This is a genomic window from Mucilaginibacter sp. PAMC 26640, from assembly GCA_001596135.1.
GTDB lineage: Bacteria > Bacteroidota > Bacteroidia > Sphingobacteriales > Sphingobacteriaceae > Mucilaginibacter.
The window spans coordinates 3,193,217-3,211,121 of record CP014773.1 but is presented as its reverse complement, the minus strand read 5'-3'; the positions used below and the strand labels follow the sequence as shown (position 1 = coordinate 3,211,121).

Below are 17,905 nucleotides of genomic sequence, written 5' to 3'. Positions count from 1 at the left end.
TTGATTGTTGACTCTATATGGATAGCTTCCTATTACCACCGGGTAACTAAGTATAAACTTAGCATGCCGATCCACTTGGGATCGGCGAGCAATGTACGAAAAGCTTAATATTTTTGCTATAATTACTGTAATGTGATTTCAGTTACTATGGTTAAAAGAATAGGCAACATTTCTGTTGGTGAGAAGATTGCAGTATTACGCATTGAACGTAAAATGAATAAGTCAACGCTAGCGGAAATTATAGGCGTTTCCGTTTCTGCGATGTCAAATATTGAGAGAGGTAAAACAATTACCAGATCTGCTGTTTTAATCAAAATAGCTGCAGCACTTGAGGTAAGCTTAATTTATCTTTTAAGTTTTAAGGACAATATACCAACGAGCGGTTTGCAGGATAGTTTAGCTATTGCTAGAAGTAAACTTGAAGAACAAGATATTCTAATACTAGAACTGCGAAGAAAGATAATTAGCTTGTATGAGAAGTTGTATTAACAATAGCTCATTCTTTTTCAATTCAGAAAAATGTAACAAAGGGTATCTATACAAGTCGTCAAAAACCTGAGTTGGGTATGTTTTATTGTAGTGACTAAATTGTATTCTCAATTTTTATGTAAATTAGATAGCATAGTTCAAGGTATAAATAATGTAAGGGCCTGCATGCGCATCTTATGTCAATTGTATGGTTTAGATTACTAGCTACGGTAAATCTTTTAACATTTAAAAGCTGGATATCAAACCATTAGAAATCCAGTTTGTTAAGTATTTTAACAAAAACAAAACCAACTATGAAGAAGACCATCGCAATGTTACTCCTGACAGCTTTCAGTTTTTCATCTATTAGTTATTCAAATGCGTCCGTATTATCTGCTAAATTTCAACACCTAACTAAAAGTGGCAAGCCTGATAAACGCTACAACGACAGTAAGCATTTAAAGAAAGATGGGACAACCGATATGCGTTTCAAGGAAAGTAAGAAAGCTGCTGCTAAAAAGAAAAAATCTTAATCAGTTATGAGAAAGTTATTCAAAATAGTTGCTATGGCTGCCCTGGGGCTGCTTACCCAATTTTATAATGGCTATGCACAAGATCATCTAAAAAAGGATGGAACTGTCGATAAGCGTTATAAAACATCAGCACCTGCACTATCAGATACGCGTACAAAAAAAGATGGTAGGCCCGACAAAAGGTACAAATTAAACATTCCTGCAACAACACCGTCTGCTAGCACACATACTAAAGCTTATGGAACACCTGATAAGCGTTATAAAGACAATAATGCAACTCCTGGTAATCCACCTGTAGCTAATAATGACCACAGAAAGGCTGATGGTACTCCTGACCGCAGATACAAAGATTCACCTACTGCAGTTCAAAATAAGAAAGATGGTACGCCCGATATGGGGTACAGGGATAGCAAAGCTACTCCAACTGTAACTGAAGCGGATGCTGGTAGAAAGAAAGCTGATGGTACTCCTGATATGCGTTACAAAGGAAATAAGCCGGTATCGCCAACTGTTCCACCAATTCCAACTAATTCGTCGCCAGTACCAACACCAACCACACCTTACAATCCTCCGGCATCAACCGGCAGACATTTGAAAAAGGATGGTACTCCTGATATGAGATATAAAGAGAATCGAACACCTGGATTTGATAAGGATGGTTCTCCGGACAAACGATACAAACAAAACAAGCCTTAATAGAAAACGCCAAGCTGTGAAGCCTGGCGTTTTAAGTATCCATAGCCTTTATAACCTTCAAGGTTATTTAGCCAGCCGAGAGTTCAAACTTCAGTTGCAAAATTGAAGTTGAGCCTTAGATTTAATTTGTAATATATTGTAGAATGTAGTTTTTCCAAATTACATAACCAGCAGCCTTAAGATGAGTACCATCCGTCGTGAGATCAGGCTTTAGGCCATCCGTACCAACATACAATGGAAACAGGTTGATAAAGGTTAGATTTTGATTGGCGCAAAACTTTATTACCAAAGCGTTATATGCTTTTATATTAACTAAGTTTCCTTTTCCAAAGGGTAGAACTGAGTTAACATAGAGTTTAGTTTTGGGGCTTTTGAGCTTGATATAATTCACTAATTCAGTAAAGTTCTTATAAACGCTATGAACTGTAGTTTTGCCAATATCGTTGATACCAACCTCTAAAAATATCTTTTTGGGTTGACTCAGAATTACCTCATCGATGCGCTGTTTAATATCATTAATAGAATTACCACCAATTCCCCGATTTTTCAAATGAATATTTCCAAACATTTCCTGCAATGGAAATCCCTGTGTTAGACTTGTCCCAACAAACACAATGTCTGCCGTATCATGCGGCATTAACTTGAAAAGTTTTACTTGATCTTCGTTTAACTCTTTAAGATTAATCATGTAAGTAAAATAACCAGGCTGTTGAGGCAAGACATCCCGCCTGTTGGCCAGCATGCCACTCTCATAATAAAATGCACGTTTACCAATAAAGTAAGAAGAAACGAGTATAATAACCTGCAGGAGTAAAAATAGCAATGTACGGTAAAGCTTAGGCATTTAATGTAATAGTATTTTCAAAGATAGCAAATACCACTTAAATTCCGTTCCGTGTTGTTATAACTCAGGCATGAAGCCTTACAACTGTTGTTTTGAGACTATGTTAATTTTTTGCGTAGCCAGCTAGTCAACCTCCTGCCTGATTATTTAAGGTATAGAATCTAAATATTGTCTGAATCGTTGTTACTTTTGAGCATGACAGATGATGAATTAATCGCATACTTCCAAAAAGCGCAATTACCAGAAACACTACGTTTAGACCGAGCAACCACCCAGCATAGGGTTCCCCAAGCCGTGAGTGACAATATCGAACTAATGAAAGCTGACAAAGATAATGAGCGTTGCAGATATCGTTTAACAAGAATAATAAATGGACTTGAAAACCCATACGATGGGCCTGAAGTTCCTCGTTTTTAGTCTTGGGACAGTGGAGCTATGAAAGCTTCTGAGGCTCCCGATAAAAATACCCGGGTTTTATAAAGTAGGTTTAAGCTAATTGGCTGTATGATAATTTATCGGCTACTTTGCTTGCCAGCATTGATTGTTTTATGTGTGTTCAGGCGGTAATAAGTTGCACATTTTAATTCCATTCGGTATATGCAAATGAATATTACGAAATAAATGTGCGATAAAGATTACAGTCAAAAAGATTATTGCGTAAAAACAACTGAAATTCAATTATTACAATGACGTAATGCTTAACCTATATTAATTTTAAATGTTAATAACTAGCTGAATTCTAGATTTTTATTTGGAAATTAATTCTTGTTTTAGAATATTTATTTAACTTTAAAATCGGTATCAACTAATTTAGTCTTTATAGACTATTATGCCATGCGACGTAATAATTAATAATATCCTCAACCTAATATCTTTTATCATATGAATAGTCATGACGGACAAATTATAGAGTTTGTTGTAAGAAAGGAAGGCTACAACTTAACGGACCTTGCCAAAGAAATAAACGTTAACAGACGAACCATTTACAATTGGTTTCAGTCCGAGAGTCTTAAAGATAATATCATTAAAACCATAGGCTTGACCATAAGGCACGATTTTTCTTCTGAGTTTTCAGAACGTTTTACACCAAATGATTTTGATTTTAAGATTTTAAGCAGGAAAGCTGCTAGTGCTACATTCAGTACCGTGGACAATGATTTAAATGAGTGGAAGGATAAATATATCACTCTATTGGAAGCTTACAATGAATTGCTTCTTAATGAAACTCGTCTTCAAGAGACTTTGAATGATGAAATTTAACGTCTTGGCGAACAGGGATAAATTTATTTCACTCGTGCTAAGCCGCAAGAAAGATTTTTTTAATCAGTCAGGAGTAATCGGTTTGCTGATAAAATCTTTAACTAATAAATGGGCATTTGCATTCTCAATGTCGTTTACATTGATTGATGATGAAAGCATAAAAATGTGAATCTGCCTATCGCAAAATATGTTTAATCTATCCAATACAGCAAGTAGCTGCCAGCCACTCATGATTGGCATATTGACATCTAAAAAAATGTAATCAGGCAGGAAGTTGTTCTGTATTGATCTAATTTTAATCAGCTTGTCAATCGCATCCGGTCCGTTTTCAAGTGTTTCGACTATGGCGTTTTCTAATGCATTATCAAGTAGCATTTTGCAAATCAATCTATCTAATGGACTATCATCTATCACCTAAACGATTGGAAGTCTATCAGACATTTTAAACTTTGAGTTTGTTTATCAAATTTATTCTTAAAAAAAATACCGATCAGAAGCGATTTACAGTATGTCCCCTTAAATGTCTATTTACATCTATAAGGGTAGCTTGTTTCTCAAAATCGGCACGTGATTCGGTTTGACAACTTAATTAATTAATAAATGCGTAAAGTTGTAACCCTAATTTAAGTCGACTCGTTTATTCAACTTCAATCAAGTGAGCGAATTGAAATGACCATTTAGTCATATATTAGTGAACCAAAAGTTAAATGTTTTAAAGCAATGTGCAGGCCAAGGAAAAGGATATTAGCGATCATTAGGTGTAATAGAAACGTTCGCATACTTAAGCTAGTTAGACAACAGCAAATAGATTATGGGATAGATACAGTTCATAATACAAACGTATTTTCATTCCCCTATTTAGTTTTAAATATGAGTGTTTAAAAAACGGTTAACTACACAGTACAATGATGTCAAATATTAAAGCCCCCGTAGACTTGCTCTTTGAGGACTTAAATTGAAACTTATTAACTAATATATCCTTCTCGCATCATGCCAAATTCAGACATCGTGAGAGGCTTGTAATCAAGTTACTTCAAATATATCCGACGGATTGTATTTGCTTTAAGATCGGTGAAGTATAATGAGTTTTCACCCTTTGCAAGCGCCAGCCCAAAGGCATACACGTCTGCCGTTGAAGCGGCGCCATCCTTGCCATCATTTGTACCAGTGGGGCCTGCCAACACTGTAAGTTTATTACCATCAACCCTTTTGATGTAACCATTATCTGCTAAGTACATGGTGCGGCTATCCTTGTTGAAAACCATGCTTGTGATATGACTGGTTTTAAGATTTGCAAATATCCTCTCTGTTACACCACCGGGAGTGTATTTATATATCCGGCCATTGGTTGTAAAATAAACGACTTTATTATAGCCTATCGCGATTGCATCCCAACGAAAACCCCTAAGTGCTAATTTTTCCGGCTCTTCCAATTTCTCATAATCAAACGGAACTAGAGATCCGTAGATTTCCCCTGACGGCTGCGCCAAATGTTGTTCAATATTTCCTCCATTGCTAAAATATGCGATGTCGCTATAAGGGTCTCTTGCTAACGCGGCTGCACTTGTATAATAAGCTGATGAAGTGGCAATGAATTTTCCGTTAGTATCAAAGATCCACGATTGATCAAATGGATCTCCATCTGCATTCAAATTTTGAATGATGTGAATTTTACCAGTTGTATATTCAACAGCGATATATATCGGTTCTGTAAGAGCTATGCCGGTATCGGATGTTTGTAACGGAACAGTAGATACGATCCCCATTGGTGATATCATTCGGACGGCGTTGTTTTTTGTATCGGCTACATATATAGTTCCATCGGGCATTAGTTGTATTCCTCTTGGATTGTAGAATCTCGCTAAACTACCATTGCCATTTACAAGTGCACCTGGAGCATGGGCAGTTCCATAGAGTGTTTGCACGCCAATAGAAGTGACCGACGCAGTGGCAAGAGATAGTTCTGCGTAAGGAGTTACCTGATTGCTATTTCCCGTTGCTGGACTTTCTTTTTTGCAATTTGATAAAGACATCACCAATACTAGCGTTGCCACGTAAACTATTTTTATTTTCATAATTGATAACTAGTTAAGCAATTGCAGATGTGCGATTTACCAAATGTAACGAAAGCTTGTTGCGTTAAAGTTAAATCCTGACATATGTATACCAAGTTGTGAAGTGTATGAGCATTAAGTTGATTTTATTACTGAACGCATTTACATCTTATACAATGTCATTGGCAAAAACTTGATTTTGTTTTATTAGAGGGTGCGTAATTATAAATCGCTAATCTAAATCCATAAAATGCAAAATTTCCTTTACTATGGGATTTGCAGAAGATCGATGTTTGCTTAACATAATGTAATATGACATCAGGTCGTTAACCGTAAGCTTTGGCCATGCATGAGGTAATGCACTCCTATCAATTGTTGTAAAAAATAGATTGGACACACCCAGGTGGCTGGATAGTGTATAATTAACCTTGTAACCACTTAATTTAGCAAATTGTTCGAGCCGTTTGTGTGCGAGTTTAATATACACATGGAGTTTATAATCTGCACTCTATTTTAGTCAAAAATCTACATTATGCGATTATGATACAAGTGATGTTTGCTTCTAAGTCAAACGACTAACTTTCAAAGAATTCGCATTTGCTTTTTTCACTTGTATTACACAAAAGAATTGCACGCAACAAATCTATTGATACTATCTCATCCTGATATTAATAGAGAATGAGTTCCGCGAGATGACCTGTCCCCTATAAACCGGGGTGTTAAAAGTTCATTTTTAAAAATGCTTATCGGGAACCGGGTAGGGTACTAATCTGATTGCATACTTCGTGTTCAATCGCTCAATTAAGATGCTTTACAATAGCCAATTTAGAGCAACGTCGCCTATTTAGTTTTAGTAGACCTATCAATAACCTTATCCAATACAACACCTAACTACCCCTAAATTCGTTCCTCATTCTTACACTTTTTTTCCTTTAAAAATATAGACATTGGATAATAGCAAATCGGTGCCTACGACGTGGAGCTTCGTTCTAAACTTCTTAGCTCTGCCGAAACTAATTCCGTGATAAGACATGTAGCTAAACCGATTCTCCCAGGGAATTTCAGTTGGAATAAAATTATGCTTAACTGAAATCAGCTTGAGACGCTTTGGTCTCTTTTTAAACTTATCTACCCAACTTACCGATTTGTTTAAGCAGGTTCCTATATAGCTAAGTGATATGGGGAGATGGCGCTGGCGCTTATTAGTAGCAAAAGACAGACCTCGGAGTGCATCTTCGTTGATTAACGCTGGCCTATGTTTTGCTTTTTGCTTTAGCCGTTTCCCAATACACGCAATTACTGCTGCCACTAAGAATTCAGGAAAAATTTTTAAGTTCTCCAGTGTTATTCTAACCTTATAACGTGTCTTTCTGAAAGCTTTCGGAACAATTGTGTACTTTGATCTTATGTACATGGTATTGGTTACAGTATCGAACCCAATGAAATTCGCTTTTCTAAGTCTTTTAATATGAACTCTTGCGGTCTTAATGTTAATGTTTAATCCAACGGATATTTTCTGATAAATTCTTCGGTCAACAATTCCCTATCCCCAAATTCTAATTTTATATAGAGGTAGGTTTTAAGTAAGGATGGCTTGACGATGCCATTCTTTAAAACCCAAACCGATAGATCTATTGGCAAATTGGTTTCCTTGAAATTCTCACAGGTTTTCATCTCGGTTATTTATTGCCGGTTCTGATCTGTTTTAAAGCCGTCTCAACGTATTCTCTTTTATACCTTACTACCAAGTCGATGGGATTTAATCAATCCAAGCTTGGTATAAATATGCAGGGTGGGGAGTGATAAAGACAGCAGCTTCGCGGTTTCTTGTCGGGTGAGTATTGTAGTCGTCTCTACGGGTGAAGCCAAACATCGTTATTTGATCTTTAAATGATTGGGCTATGCATTCAGCGATGAGGGATCTCAGCTCGTCTGCATCGAAGGAGGTAGTAATAAATGTTGTCGCCATATCTATTTCAATTAATATGGGACAAAGATGCTATTGTGATAGTTCTGGTGGTAGGATTGAGGGTACCCTCCAGTATCAAATTCCTTACTTATTTAACTTGCTTTCAAGCTTTTCGAATTCTTTGCTAAGCGTTTCGTTTTTCAAAACTATTTATATACTGTCTAATATTGTGCAAATTATTGGCTTTATCTATTAATTGTTTAGGAGTGAATTTTCTTGTAAAAAAGGGTTCTATTGTTTCATTAGAAATCTTTTTCACATCGTTACTTGTGCTGATTGGAGATTATGATGAATGAGACCACACTATTTCGGCGCAAGCTGACCCACTGTTTCGGGGCAAACTGACCATGGTATTTCGGGGCAAACTGACCCACCAAAACGCGTAGCAAATGCTGTAGAAGCAACCATCTTTTGAGGGCAAAAGACCCGTTCTAAGATGGCCAATTTGACAATCAGCATGAGTAAGATTAGAAAGATTTTAAGGATGAACAGCCAGGGTCGCAGCACGCGATTTATAGCTGCCCAGATTGATTCATCCCGGAATACCGTAAGAAAGTACCTGGCCGTCCTTAAGAAGAGCGGCTTTACCTTTGAAGAAGTTAATAACCTTAATGATAAGGAACTGGAAGACCTTTTCGGCAAGACCAGGGAAAACAACCAGCCAAGCAGCCGTATGCAATCCATGCTGCGCTGCTTCCCCCACGTCGATAAAGAGCTTAAAAAGACTGGTATGAACCGGCAGATCTTGTGGGAAGCCTATATCAAGGAGTTCCCCGAGGGCTATAAGTACACCCAATTTTGCACGTATTACAACCAGTGGAAGACCAAGGTCAATCCGACCATGCACATGGATCACAAGGCCGGGGACAAACTGTACGTCGATTTTGCGGGTGAAAAGATGAGCTATACGGACAAGGAAACCGGTGAAGTCATTGAAGTAGAAGTTTTTGTGGCAATCCTTGGGGCCAGCCAGCTCACCTATGTAGAGGCTGTTATGAGCCAGCAAAAGGAAGACTTTATAGCGGCCTGCGAGAATACCTTGCACTTTATCGGCGGCGTTCCGGCCGCCATTGTGCCGGATAACCTGAAGGCGGCCGTAACCAAAAGCAGCCGCTATGAACCTACCCTCAACGAAACATTTGAAGACTTTGCCGATCATTATGGCACTACCATATTACCGGCGCGGGCGTACCGCCCGCGCGACAAGGCATTGGTAGAAGGGGCCGTTAAGATCATTTATACTAAGGTATACGCCCCTTTAAACAAGCATATCTACCATTCTTTAACAGAACTCAATACAGCGATCTGGCAGGCCTTGGAAGCCCATAACAGCCAGTTGCTCAAAGGCCGCAATTATAGCAGGATACTACAGTTTGAAGAGATAGAGCGTGGCACCCTGGCACCCCTGCCTGTCCTGCGTTACCAGTTCAAAAAGCACTTTTATGCCAGGGTGATCAAGAACGGCCATGTCAATCTCGGCCCGGATAAACACTATTACAGTGTGCCTTACCGCTTCATCGGCAAAAAGGTCAAGCTGTTATACTCCCGCACCATTGTAGAGATCTACTACAATTATGAGCGTATCGCTTTGCACCAGCGCGAAAAGAACCCCTACGGTTATACTACCGACAAAGAACATATGGCCAGTGCCCATCGCTTTAAAAGTGATTGGACACCGGATATGTTCCTCAATTGGGCGACCTCCATCCATGAGGATGTCAGGCTATATATCCATCAGATACTGGAGCGTAAACAACACCCCGAACAGGCTTACAAATCCTGCCTGGGGATACTTGGCTTTGCAAAAAAAGCAGGGAACGACCGGTTAATAATGGCCTGTCAGCGGGGGCTCAGTTATGGTATTTATAGCTATAAAACGATACAAACCATATTGGAAAACAAGATGGACAATTATGAGGAAAGCATATTTGCCGATGAGCTACCTATGCCTGATCACGGTAATATCCGGGGAAAAGACTATTACAAATAACCATTAAAACAACAATAACATGAACACAAGTACCTTAGACAAACTGCGGAAGATGAAGTTCTTCGGGATGTTCCATGCCTTTAAAAGCAGCATGGAAACCGGTAAAACAAACGACTATACGGCAGATGAACTGCTGGCCCACCTGGTAGATGCAGAATGGGACGACCGGCAGAACAGGCGTATTGAACGCACGATCCTTTATGCCCGATTCCGCTATAAAGCCGCTATAGAGGACGTTCACTACCATGCCGACCGAAGTATCGACCGCAACCAGATCATGCGCCTGGCGGACTGTACGTTTGTTGATCGCTTCGAGAACCTGCTGATTACCGGGAGTACAGGCATCGGTAAAAGCTATATTGCTTCTGCTGTGGGTTACCAGGCCTGTGTATTGGGCTACCGGGTATTGTACACCAGTACGCCCAAACTGTTCGCTAAACTGAAGATGGCCAAGGCGGACGGCTCCTACATGAAAGAGCTGGCTAAGATCGAAAGGCAGCAATTGCTCATACTCGACGACTTTGGTATCCAGCCTTTTGATGCACAAAGCAGGGCTGCACTAATGGAGATCATTGAAGACAGGCACGGTAAGACCTCGCTGATCATCACTTCGCAGTTGCCGGTGAGCAAATGGTTTGAAGTGATCGGTGAAAAAACGGTTGCTGATGCGATCCTTGACCGGATCGTTCATGATGCACACCGTATCGAGCTAAAGGGAGAATCTATGAGAAGAAAACGTAATGTTGAACCGGAAAACAGCCATTAATGAAATTACCTTTTAAATAACTATTTTTGTACATGCTTTTATAGCATTTGCTGCAACCCAAAAGTCAGCTAACCCCTGGGTCAATTTGGCCCGAAACAGGGTGGTCAACATCTCCATAATATACAGTTATGCCTCCGCTCAAGATTATTTACAGGCTTGTCATAAATAATTAAGTCCAAGAATTCATAACGCTGAGGTTTTCCAGTTTTCGGATTTCTTAACGGAGGAGAATAATCAAGAAAAATCGAATGCCGCCCTTTTGTGAGCGCCTTTTTACGAATGTGTACTTTAGCCATATTAAAGCTATGGATTAAATATCCTGTCCAGATCAGCTTTAGCTACGTAGGTGTACCAGCCAGCCTGAAATTTGAATAGGTTATTTCGTTGAATAATCCGGAACAGTGCGCCTTCTGAAATGTTGAATTTCTGCTGCGCTTCGCTCATATTATAGCATTCCGAGATCGGTGGAGGTTTAAGCTCCTTCAGTTGAACTACCGGCGGCAGTTCAAATAACTTGTCTATATCTTTTCGGTAGACAAGTGTTTTTCTTTTAGACAGGTTAACCGCAGTCAACTTGCCTATATTAATCAGATGATAGATCATCTTATCTGATGCCTTCAGCAATTTGGCAGCGGCTTTAACATTTAAAAACTCGCCTGATGTCGGATCGGGATCTTTTGCTTCAAGCACTTTTTTTACAGCCTCATTCATCGAAGCCATGGACGATTCCCTTTTGAGTTGCTTGTTGTAGCGTTTTGCGCACAATTTACCGCAGTACCTGGTAACCGTAGTTTTAGCAACAAATACGTTCCCGCATTGCACACATATTCTGTTTACTATAAAATTTGAACTCATGTCATAATTAACTTTTAAGCCTTTTTCAAATTTTGGCAAAGCAATTCCAAGACGATAATTTCGCCACTTTCAAAACATTAATTATCAGATTGTTATCTCGTGCTGGCGAAATAACCGGGGCCATAACCACGGATGATAGGGGTAATTAATCATCTGTCGTTATTTCTCCACTTATGGGGTCAATTAAGCGTATATAAGGCGCAATAAGCAGAAATAAGGGTATATTAGCTACTTAATTTCCCCCAATTCTTGACGACTCGTAACTTTTGTATTTTGAGTACCAAGATAGAACCAAATATAGGAAATACATCGCCAATTATCCAAGAATTTGGACAAACGAAATCAACATAACTTATTAACAATGAGATATTTAATTGTCGGTAGTTGTCGGTGTTTTGGGTTATTTGAGGGGCCTACTTGCCGATACAGAACTTACTAAAGATATTCTCGAGCAAATCGTCTGTGGTAACTGTGCCCGTGATTTCTCCGAGATAGTGGAGCGCCTGTTTAATATCCATCGATAGAAAATCGGAAGTTACAGTATCGATGCCGCCCAATACCCTTATCAAGGCCTCTTCCGTTTTTTGTAATGCTTCCAGGTGGCGAATGTTCGTAACCAGCGTTTCGTGTCCCGTGAGGTTTTCTTTTATAGCCGAGGAATAGATGCTTTGCTTCAATTGATCAATATGCCGCCTTTCTTTAGCCGATATCACAATGGCTTCACCAGGTAGTTCAGCAAGCTGCGCAGTGTTTAATAAGTCTGCCTTATTGGCTACGATCAGCATGGTTATGCCGGGCTGTTTTAAGCTTTGGAAATCAGCATTTAATGCTTCCAGAGTAATCAGCTCGGCGTCAAAAACGTATATAAGTAATGCACTCTGACTGATTTTTTCCATTGTGCGCTCCACTCCTATCCGCTCGATAGCATCTGTTGCCTCGCGGATGCCGGCAGTATCTATCAGGCGAAAATTGATTCCATTGATATTTAATACCTCTTCAATTGTATCACGCGTGGTGCCGGGTATGTGACTTACAATAGCCCTTTCCTCATTTAACAGCGCATTTAACAAAGTTGACTTGCCCGCGTTCGGCCGGCCTGCTATCACCGTATTCACGCCATTTTTAATCGCGTTCCCCAGTTCGAACGACTGGATCAAACTGCCTATTAATTTGGTAATCTCGTGAATAAGTTTTTTCAGTTGATCGCGGTTAGCAAACTCTACGTCTTCCTCCGCAAAGTCTAGTTCCAATTCAATAAGAGACGCAAACTGCACCAACTGATCGCGAAGGCCTTTCAACTGGCTGCTAAAACCGCCGCGCAATTGCTGCAACGCAATTTGCTGTGACGCTTTTGAGTTAGAAGCGATCAGATCAGCAACTGCCTCTGCCTGCGAAAGATCCAACTGGCCATTCAGAAATGCCCGCAATGTAAACTCGCCTGCCTTTGCAGCGCGCGCCCCGTTCTTGATAAAGAGCTTAATGATGGATTCGATGATGTAATTGGAGCCATGGCACGAAATCTCTACTACATTTTCACGGGTATACGATCGCGGTGCAACAAATAGCGATGCCACAACCTCATCCAGCTCCATATTGCCATCCATTATCCGCCCAAAATGCAGCGTGTGCGATGGCTGCTCGGTAAGGTTCTTGCCCTTCCAAACTTTTTGGGCTATAGTGATGGCATCCGGCCCCGAAAGACGGATCACGCCAATAGCACCAATTCCATTGGGGGTTGCAAGCGCTACGATAGTTTCTGAAGAGTGCATAGTTGGTAGTCTATGGTCCATAGTTTTTCCATTGTAAAGGACTACGGACTAAAATACAAAAGTCGGCAATTACCCTGAACTGTTAGCCATCAACCATGAACTAAAAATTTTACCTTCGCATCCATTATGGTAACTTTTTTTGAAGCTTCGCTCGATACAATTTCGGTACATCATGTAGGTAATCAATCGCAGGGGGAAATGTATGCCTTATCTGACCAGCCGCTGGAATTAAAGGATGATATCATACCCAACCTGCTGATGCAATACTTTTTGAAACCTTTTGAAAAAGTAAATGAGGTATACCACTTAATGCACAGCAGCAGCGACCTCGGCTTAAACGAGCTGCATCATTTTGCCACGCAGGTATTTGAGGACAGAGCAAAGTTTCAGGAAGCATCAGAACAAATTGCTAAACACCTGTATAAAGTAAGCACACATCCCAACATTAAAGGCGGCGAACTTTATGTAGTGTTTTTTAATAAAGTGCAGATAGAGTTTAATCCGTTGGATGCCATAGGAATTTTTAAATCAGAAAATAAAGAGACCTATCTGAAAGTTTACCCGGACAAAGGCGGTTTTGCGGTTGACTACGAACAGGATGCCATTAATATCAACAAACTGGATAAAGGTGTATTGATCTTCAATATCGAAAAAGAGAACGGCTATAAAGTAGTTGTTGTGGATAAAGCCACTGGCGGGCAGGATGCTGCCGTTTACTGGAAAGATGAGTTCCTGCAATTAAAGATCCGTAACGATAGCTTTAATCAGACTAGCAATACACTTGGTATCTACAAAAACTTTGTTACCCAAAAACTGGATGACGAGTTTGAGATGAGCAAGGCTGATAAGATAGATTTACTAAACCGGTCGATGAAGTACTTCAAGGAAAAAGAAACATTTGATCTCGAAGAGTTTAGCGAGGAAGTAATCAGTAATCCGGAAGCCATTACTTCATTCAAAAACTTCAAGAACCAATTCGAAGAGGAATTTGATACCAAAATAGCCGACAGCTTTGAGATCTCTGATAATGCAGTGAAAAAACAAGCCCGCGTTTACAAAAGCGTGCTTAAGCTGGATAAAAATTTCCACATCTATATCCATGGCGATAATAAACTGATAGAGAAAGGTTTTGATGATGACAAGGCCATGAATTATTACAAGGTTTATTTTAAAGAAGAAGCTTGATTGATATTAAGATTATATTCCGATCTAAAATATTTTTGACTAGTAGTTGGTAATTCAGGTAACTTTATCACTCAAAATAGTTGTAAATGCCGGTTTTGCCCAAACCGGTTAAACATTTTCACCGTATCTGCTCTTAACAGTCTACATAATATTGAGCAACTTGGTGAAGGTTATTTTATTTCCTACATATAAAACAGTGCGGTTGGCGGTAAGCTTATTGCTTGTGCTTTTAATAGGCACTAAAGTTTTGTTGCCAGTGTTTAGCAATTTAAAAAACGCCGACAGAGAAACAGCCGCATCTTCCGGACAGAGCGATAACGACGGCGAAAAAAAGACTGAAAATAATCCGCTGCCGGAAAAAGAAAAAGAGTTCGCAAATTTTTACGATGAGAATATAACTCAATTTATTGGGTTTACAGATATTATCCATCATACTGCCTATCAGAATAATTACCTGGCAGCACATTCACTCAGTATTCAAACGCCCCCACCCGATCTTTATTTACAGTACGCAATATAATTTCATTGGCTGTACAGCCATCGTTCATTTACTGTAAAAAAAAATCTATAATGAAAACTTCCAAAATGTTTATTAAGCTGGGCATGATATACGCCACGGCCTTTCTATTTATGTTTACTTCCTGCAGCAAAAACTATGTAGTTAACCCTACAGGTGACGTAGACGGTACCGACGCCGTTTTTTATGCGCTTACTTCAGATAACAAACTTTTAACCATTAACGCACAAAATATTGCAACAGCTGTTGCAACCGCTACTATAACAGGCTTGCAAACAAGTGAAACTATCGTGGGGATAGATTTCAGGCCTGCTACCGGCCAATTATACGGGCTTGGCAGCACAAGTCGCCTTTATGTAATTAACACTACCACTGGTGCGGCCAGTGCCATAGGTACAGCGCCATTTACACCATCCATCACCGCATCTTCAAACGGTGCCGGGTTTGATTTCAATCCAACTGTTGACAGAATACGGTATGTTGGTTTCAACGGCCAAAACTTACGTTTAAACCCCGAAACAGGAACGGTAGCCGCAACAGATGGTGCCATTAACGGTGCAACAACACCGGGCATAGGCGCCGTTGCCTATACGCAAAACCGCGCGGGCGCTGCAACCACTGTTTTATACGACATAGACGTGAACAACGACAAATTATACAAACAAGACCCACCGAATGACGGCAAACTGGTTGAGGTTGGCTCATTAAGCGTAAATGCCGATGCAACTGGTGGTTTTGATATCAGCCCGGATGGGACCAAGGCTTTTGCTGTGCTAACCGTTGCAGGCAAACAAGGTTTATTTAATATCGATTTAACGACAGGTAAAGCTACCCGTGTTAAAGGTGATTTGCCGGGCACAGTGATCGCCATAGCGTTACCAACTGAACCCGTATCGTACGCAGTTAGTTCGGCTAACGAGTTGGTCATATTTAATCCTGCAAGCCCCATACCTGTATTGAAACCTATCACCGGTATGCAGGCAGGTGAAGCCATTTTAGGTATAGATATGCGCCCGGTTAACGGCCAGTTATATGCGCTTGGGAGTACCAGTAGGTTATATACGCTAAACGCTTCATCGGGCTTGGCTACACAAGTAGGCACTGGTACTTTAACTAATCCGTTATTGGGCACCAGTTTTGGTTTCGATTTCAACCCTACTGTTGACCGGATTCGTGTGGTGAGTAATTTAGGCCAGAATTTAAGGCTTAATCCAAATGATGGCAGCGTTGCCGCTGTTGACGGTAACCTTTCACCTTTAACTTCTCCAATTAGCGGAGCTGCATATACTAACAATTTTGCAGGTGCAACTGCCACGGTTTTGTATGATATCGATGCAGTAAATGGCAGACTTGTTGAGCAAGATCCGCCTAACGCAGGCACATTGGTAGATGTTGGCGCTTTAGGTGTTATGCCATCTGCTGCAAATGGTTTCGATATTGGTAGTACCAGCGGTATAGCCTATGCACTACTTACCGTTGGCGGCACCACCAAGATATATACCATTAACCTAACCAACGGCGCAGCCACTGCAGGGGCAACATTGCCGCTTAGCGTGACCGGCTTTACAATTGGCTTAGGCTTTTAATATTTAAGTTTGCGATAATTGATGGCCCTGTAAAAATTTGCAGGGCCATTTTTATGCTTCCTCCTGATATGCCAACTTCATAAAAACATATATTTCTTCATCTGTGTTTTCGTTGATCGGTAGCCACAATTTTGTTTTGTTTGCTTTATTTTGAGGAACCGGGACTATTCTATAAAACGAAGGCTGGCCAACTATCGATACTCAACCTGCTCACGGCAACAACGAAGTTCTTGCCTTATATCACATTAATGCACGCAGCATTTTTGGAAATTCCATTCATCGTATCGGTCTCTGCTGATTCAATATATCTCACTTTTTCAAACGCTGCATTAAACTGATGAAGCAAGTAACTGTGTCCCGATACAAGGTACAGCAAGCAAATAGCTGGAGTTGGTCAAAGCCGGGCAGTGAATTACTTTTGAAGCCTGAGAATAGTCAAACAAAAACCATATTCGAAATACAAAATGCAACATAGTTGCATTTTGTATTTCGAATTCTATATTTGCCGGTATGAAAGCAGATCATGATGTAATTATTATTGGGGGCAGTTATGCCGGTCTTTCGGCAGCAATGGCACTGGGAAGAGCCCTGAGGCAGGTACTATTGATTGACAGCGGGAAGCCCTGCAATAGGCAAACGCCACACGCGCACAATTTTATAACTCATGACGGGTCTAAACCGGCAGACATTGCCAAAAAAGCGTTGCACCAATTAGCAGCCTATCCGACTATTTGTAGCTACAACGGGTTAGCTATAAAAGTGGTAAAGCAGGGCATTCTGTTTATAGTTGAAACAGCAAAGGGCAAAATTTTTACCGCCCGTAAGGTTTTGTTTGCTACCGGTATCTTAGACATTATGCCAAACATCCCCGGCTTTGCTGCATGTTGGGGAATTTCAGTACTGCACTGCCCATATTGCCACGGCTACGAGGTTCGCAACGAACCTACAGCAGTTTTTGCCAATGGCGATCTGGCTTTTGAGTTTCTGAAGATCATTAATAACTGGACCAAAGATCTCACCTTGCTTACTAACGGCCCTTCACAGCTTTCCAAACAGCAAACTGCAGGTTTGGAAAAACACAACATTACCATAAATGAAATACCATTAAGAAAAGTAGTGCATGAAGGCGGCTACCTGAATCATGTTATTTTTGAGGATAACTCCGTGCTCGCCTTAAACGCCATGTATGCTAAACTCGCGTTTGCACAGCACTGTACACTTCCTCAGGATCTGGGCTGTGAACTTACAGAATTGGGCTTTATTCAAATAGACGAATTTCAGCAAACATCGGTAAGTGGCGTATTTGCCGCAGGCGATAATACGACCATGTTCCGGTCATTATCTATTGCTGTTGCGGCCGGAAACAAAGCGGGTGCGCTGATTAATCATCAAATGATACAAGAGGATTTTTAG

Annotated in this window: 18 protein-coding genes; 11 read left to right on the top strand and 7 right to left on the bottom strand. The window is 40.3% G+C overall.

All coding sequences use genetic code 11. The features are described 5' to 3' along the window. Window positions 1–147: 147 nt before the first annotated feature. The 3 genes from A0256_13910 (at window position 148) to A0256_13900 (ending at window position 1,697) form a co-directional block, all read left to right on the top strand. Window positions 148–489 (top strand): hypothetical protein, encoded by a 342-nt coding sequence (locus tag A0256_13910; protein ID AMR32441.1) that lies wholly within the window; start codon window positions 148–150, stop codon window positions 487–489. Between the two features lie 293 nt (window positions 490–782). Continuing rightward, a complete protein-coding gene (locus tag A0256_13905; GenBank protein AMR32440.1) occupies window positions 783–1,001 on the top strand; it encodes a hypothetical protein in 219 nt (72 codons plus the stop codon). Window positions 1,002–1,475: 474 nt separating this feature from the next. After that, complete coding sequence (locus A0256_13900; GenBank protein ID AMR34550.1) at window positions 1,476–1,697, top strand: hypothetical protein; 222 nt, start codon at window positions 1,476–1,478, stop codon at window positions 1,695–1,697. Window positions 1,698–1,818: 121 nt separating this feature from the next. On the opposite strand, the gene A0256_13895 is transcribed toward A0256_13900, so the two are convergent. Continuing rightward, window positions 1,819–2,541: a hypothetical protein gene (locus A0256_13895; protein AMR32439.1), complete on the bottom strand. Its 723-nt coding sequence runs from the start codon at window positions 2,539–2,541 to the stop codon at window positions 1,819–1,821. 195 nt (window positions 2,542–2,736) lie between these two features. Here A0256_13895 and A0256_13890 point away from each other — a divergent pair, with 195 nt between their 5' ends. Both A0256_13890 and A0256_13885 read left to right on the top strand, forming a co-directional pair. Continuing rightward, the gene (locus A0256_13890; GenBank protein ID AMR32438.1) at window positions 2,737–2,958 is read left to right on the top strand and encodes a hypothetical protein; all 222 of its coding nucleotides are present in this window, start codon (window positions 2,737–2,739) and stop codon (window positions 2,956–2,958) included. A gap of 465 nt (window positions 2,959–3,423) precedes the next feature. Next, entirely contained in the window at window positions 3,424–3,801 is a 378-nt protein-coding gene (locus A0256_13885) for a hypothetical protein (GenBank protein ID AMR32437.1), read from the top strand. A gap of 63 nt (window positions 3,802–3,864) precedes the next feature. On the opposite strand, the gene A0256_13880 is transcribed toward A0256_13885, so the two are convergent. The 4 genes from A0256_13880 to A0256_13865 all read right to left on the bottom strand — a co-directional run bounded on the left by A0256_13880 (window position 3,865) and on the right by A0256_13865 (window position 7,824). Then, window positions 3,865–4,176 carry a hypothetical protein gene (locus A0256_13880; protein AMR32436.1) on the bottom strand — a complete coding sequence of 104 codons (312 nt, stop codon included), beginning with the start codon at window positions 4,174–4,176 and terminating at the stop codon, window positions 3,865–3,867. Between the two features lie 653 nt (window positions 4,177–4,829). Beyond that, the gene (locus A0256_13875; protein AMR32435.1) at window positions 4,830–5,630 is read right to left on the bottom strand and encodes a hypothetical protein; all 801 of its coding nucleotides are present in this window, start codon (window positions 5,628–5,630) and stop codon (window positions 4,830–4,832) included. Between the two features lie 1,141 nt (window positions 5,631–6,771). Further along, window positions 6,772–7,269: a hypothetical protein gene (locus tag A0256_13870; protein ID AMR32434.1), complete on the bottom strand. Its 498-nt coding sequence runs from the start codon at window positions 7,267–7,269 to the stop codon at window positions 6,772–6,774. Between the two features lie 345 nt (window positions 7,270–7,614). After that, a complete protein-coding gene (locus tag A0256_13865; GenBank protein ID AMR32433.1) occupies window positions 7,615–7,824 on the bottom strand; it encodes a hypothetical protein in 210 nt (69 codons plus the stop codon). Window positions 7,825–8,260: 436 nt separating this feature from the next. Here A0256_13865 and A0256_13860 point away from each other — a divergent pair, with 436 nt between their 5' ends. Beyond that, entirely contained in the window at window positions 8,261–9,814 is a 1,554-nt protein-coding gene (locus tag A0256_13860; protein AMR32432.1) for a transposase, read from the top strand. Window positions 9,815–9,833: 19 nt separating this feature from the next. Next, complete coding sequence (locus tag A0256_13855; GenBank protein AMR32431.1) at window positions 9,834–10,580, top strand: ATP-binding protein; 747 nt, start codon at window positions 9,834–9,836, stop codon at window positions 10,578–10,580. A gap of 303 nt (window positions 10,581–10,883) precedes the next feature. Here A0256_13855 and A0256_13850 read toward each other — a convergent pair whose 3' ends face one another. Together A0256_13850 and A0256_13845 are read right to left on the bottom strand one after the other, a co-directional pair. After that, window positions 10,884–11,474 carry a hypothetical protein gene (locus A0256_13850; protein AMR32430.1) on the bottom strand — a complete coding sequence of 197 codons (591 nt, stop codon included), beginning with the start codon at window positions 11,472–11,474 and terminating at the stop codon, window positions 10,884–10,886. Between the two features lie 374 nt (window positions 11,475–11,848). Next, window positions 11,849–13,225, bottom strand: coding sequence for a tRNA modification GTPase (locus A0256_13845; protein AMR32429.1), 1,377 nt, complete (start codon window positions 13,223–13,225; stop codon window positions 11,849–11,851). 105 nt (window positions 13,226–13,330) lie between these two features. Between A0256_13845 and A0256_13840 the strand changes: the two genes are divergently transcribed. The 4 genes from A0256_13840 (at window position 13,331) to A0256_13825 (ending at window position 17,905) form a co-directional block, all read left to right on the top strand. Continuing rightward, on the top strand, window positions 13,331–14,389 hold the full coding sequence (locus A0256_13840) for a hypothetical protein (GenBank protein ID AMR32428.1): 1,059 nt from the start codon (window positions 13,331–13,333) through the stop codon (window positions 14,387–14,389). A 151-nt stretch (window positions 14,390–14,540) separates the two neighbouring features. Continuing rightward, complete coding sequence (locus tag A0256_13835) at window positions 14,541–14,909, top strand: hypothetical protein (GenBank protein AMR32427.1); 369 nt, start codon at window positions 14,541–14,543, stop codon at window positions 14,907–14,909. 47 nt (window positions 14,910–14,956) lie between these two features. Then, window positions 14,957–16,492 carry a hypothetical protein gene (locus A0256_13830; protein AMR34549.1) on the top strand — a complete coding sequence of 512 codons (1,536 nt, stop codon included), beginning with the start codon at window positions 14,957–14,959 and terminating at the stop codon, window positions 16,490–16,492. Window positions 16,493–17,002: 510 nt separating this feature from the next. Continuing rightward, a complete protein-coding gene (locus A0256_13825; protein AMR32426.1) occupies window positions 17,003–17,905 on the top strand; it encodes a pyridine nucleotide-disulfide oxidoreductase in 903 nt (300 codons plus the stop codon).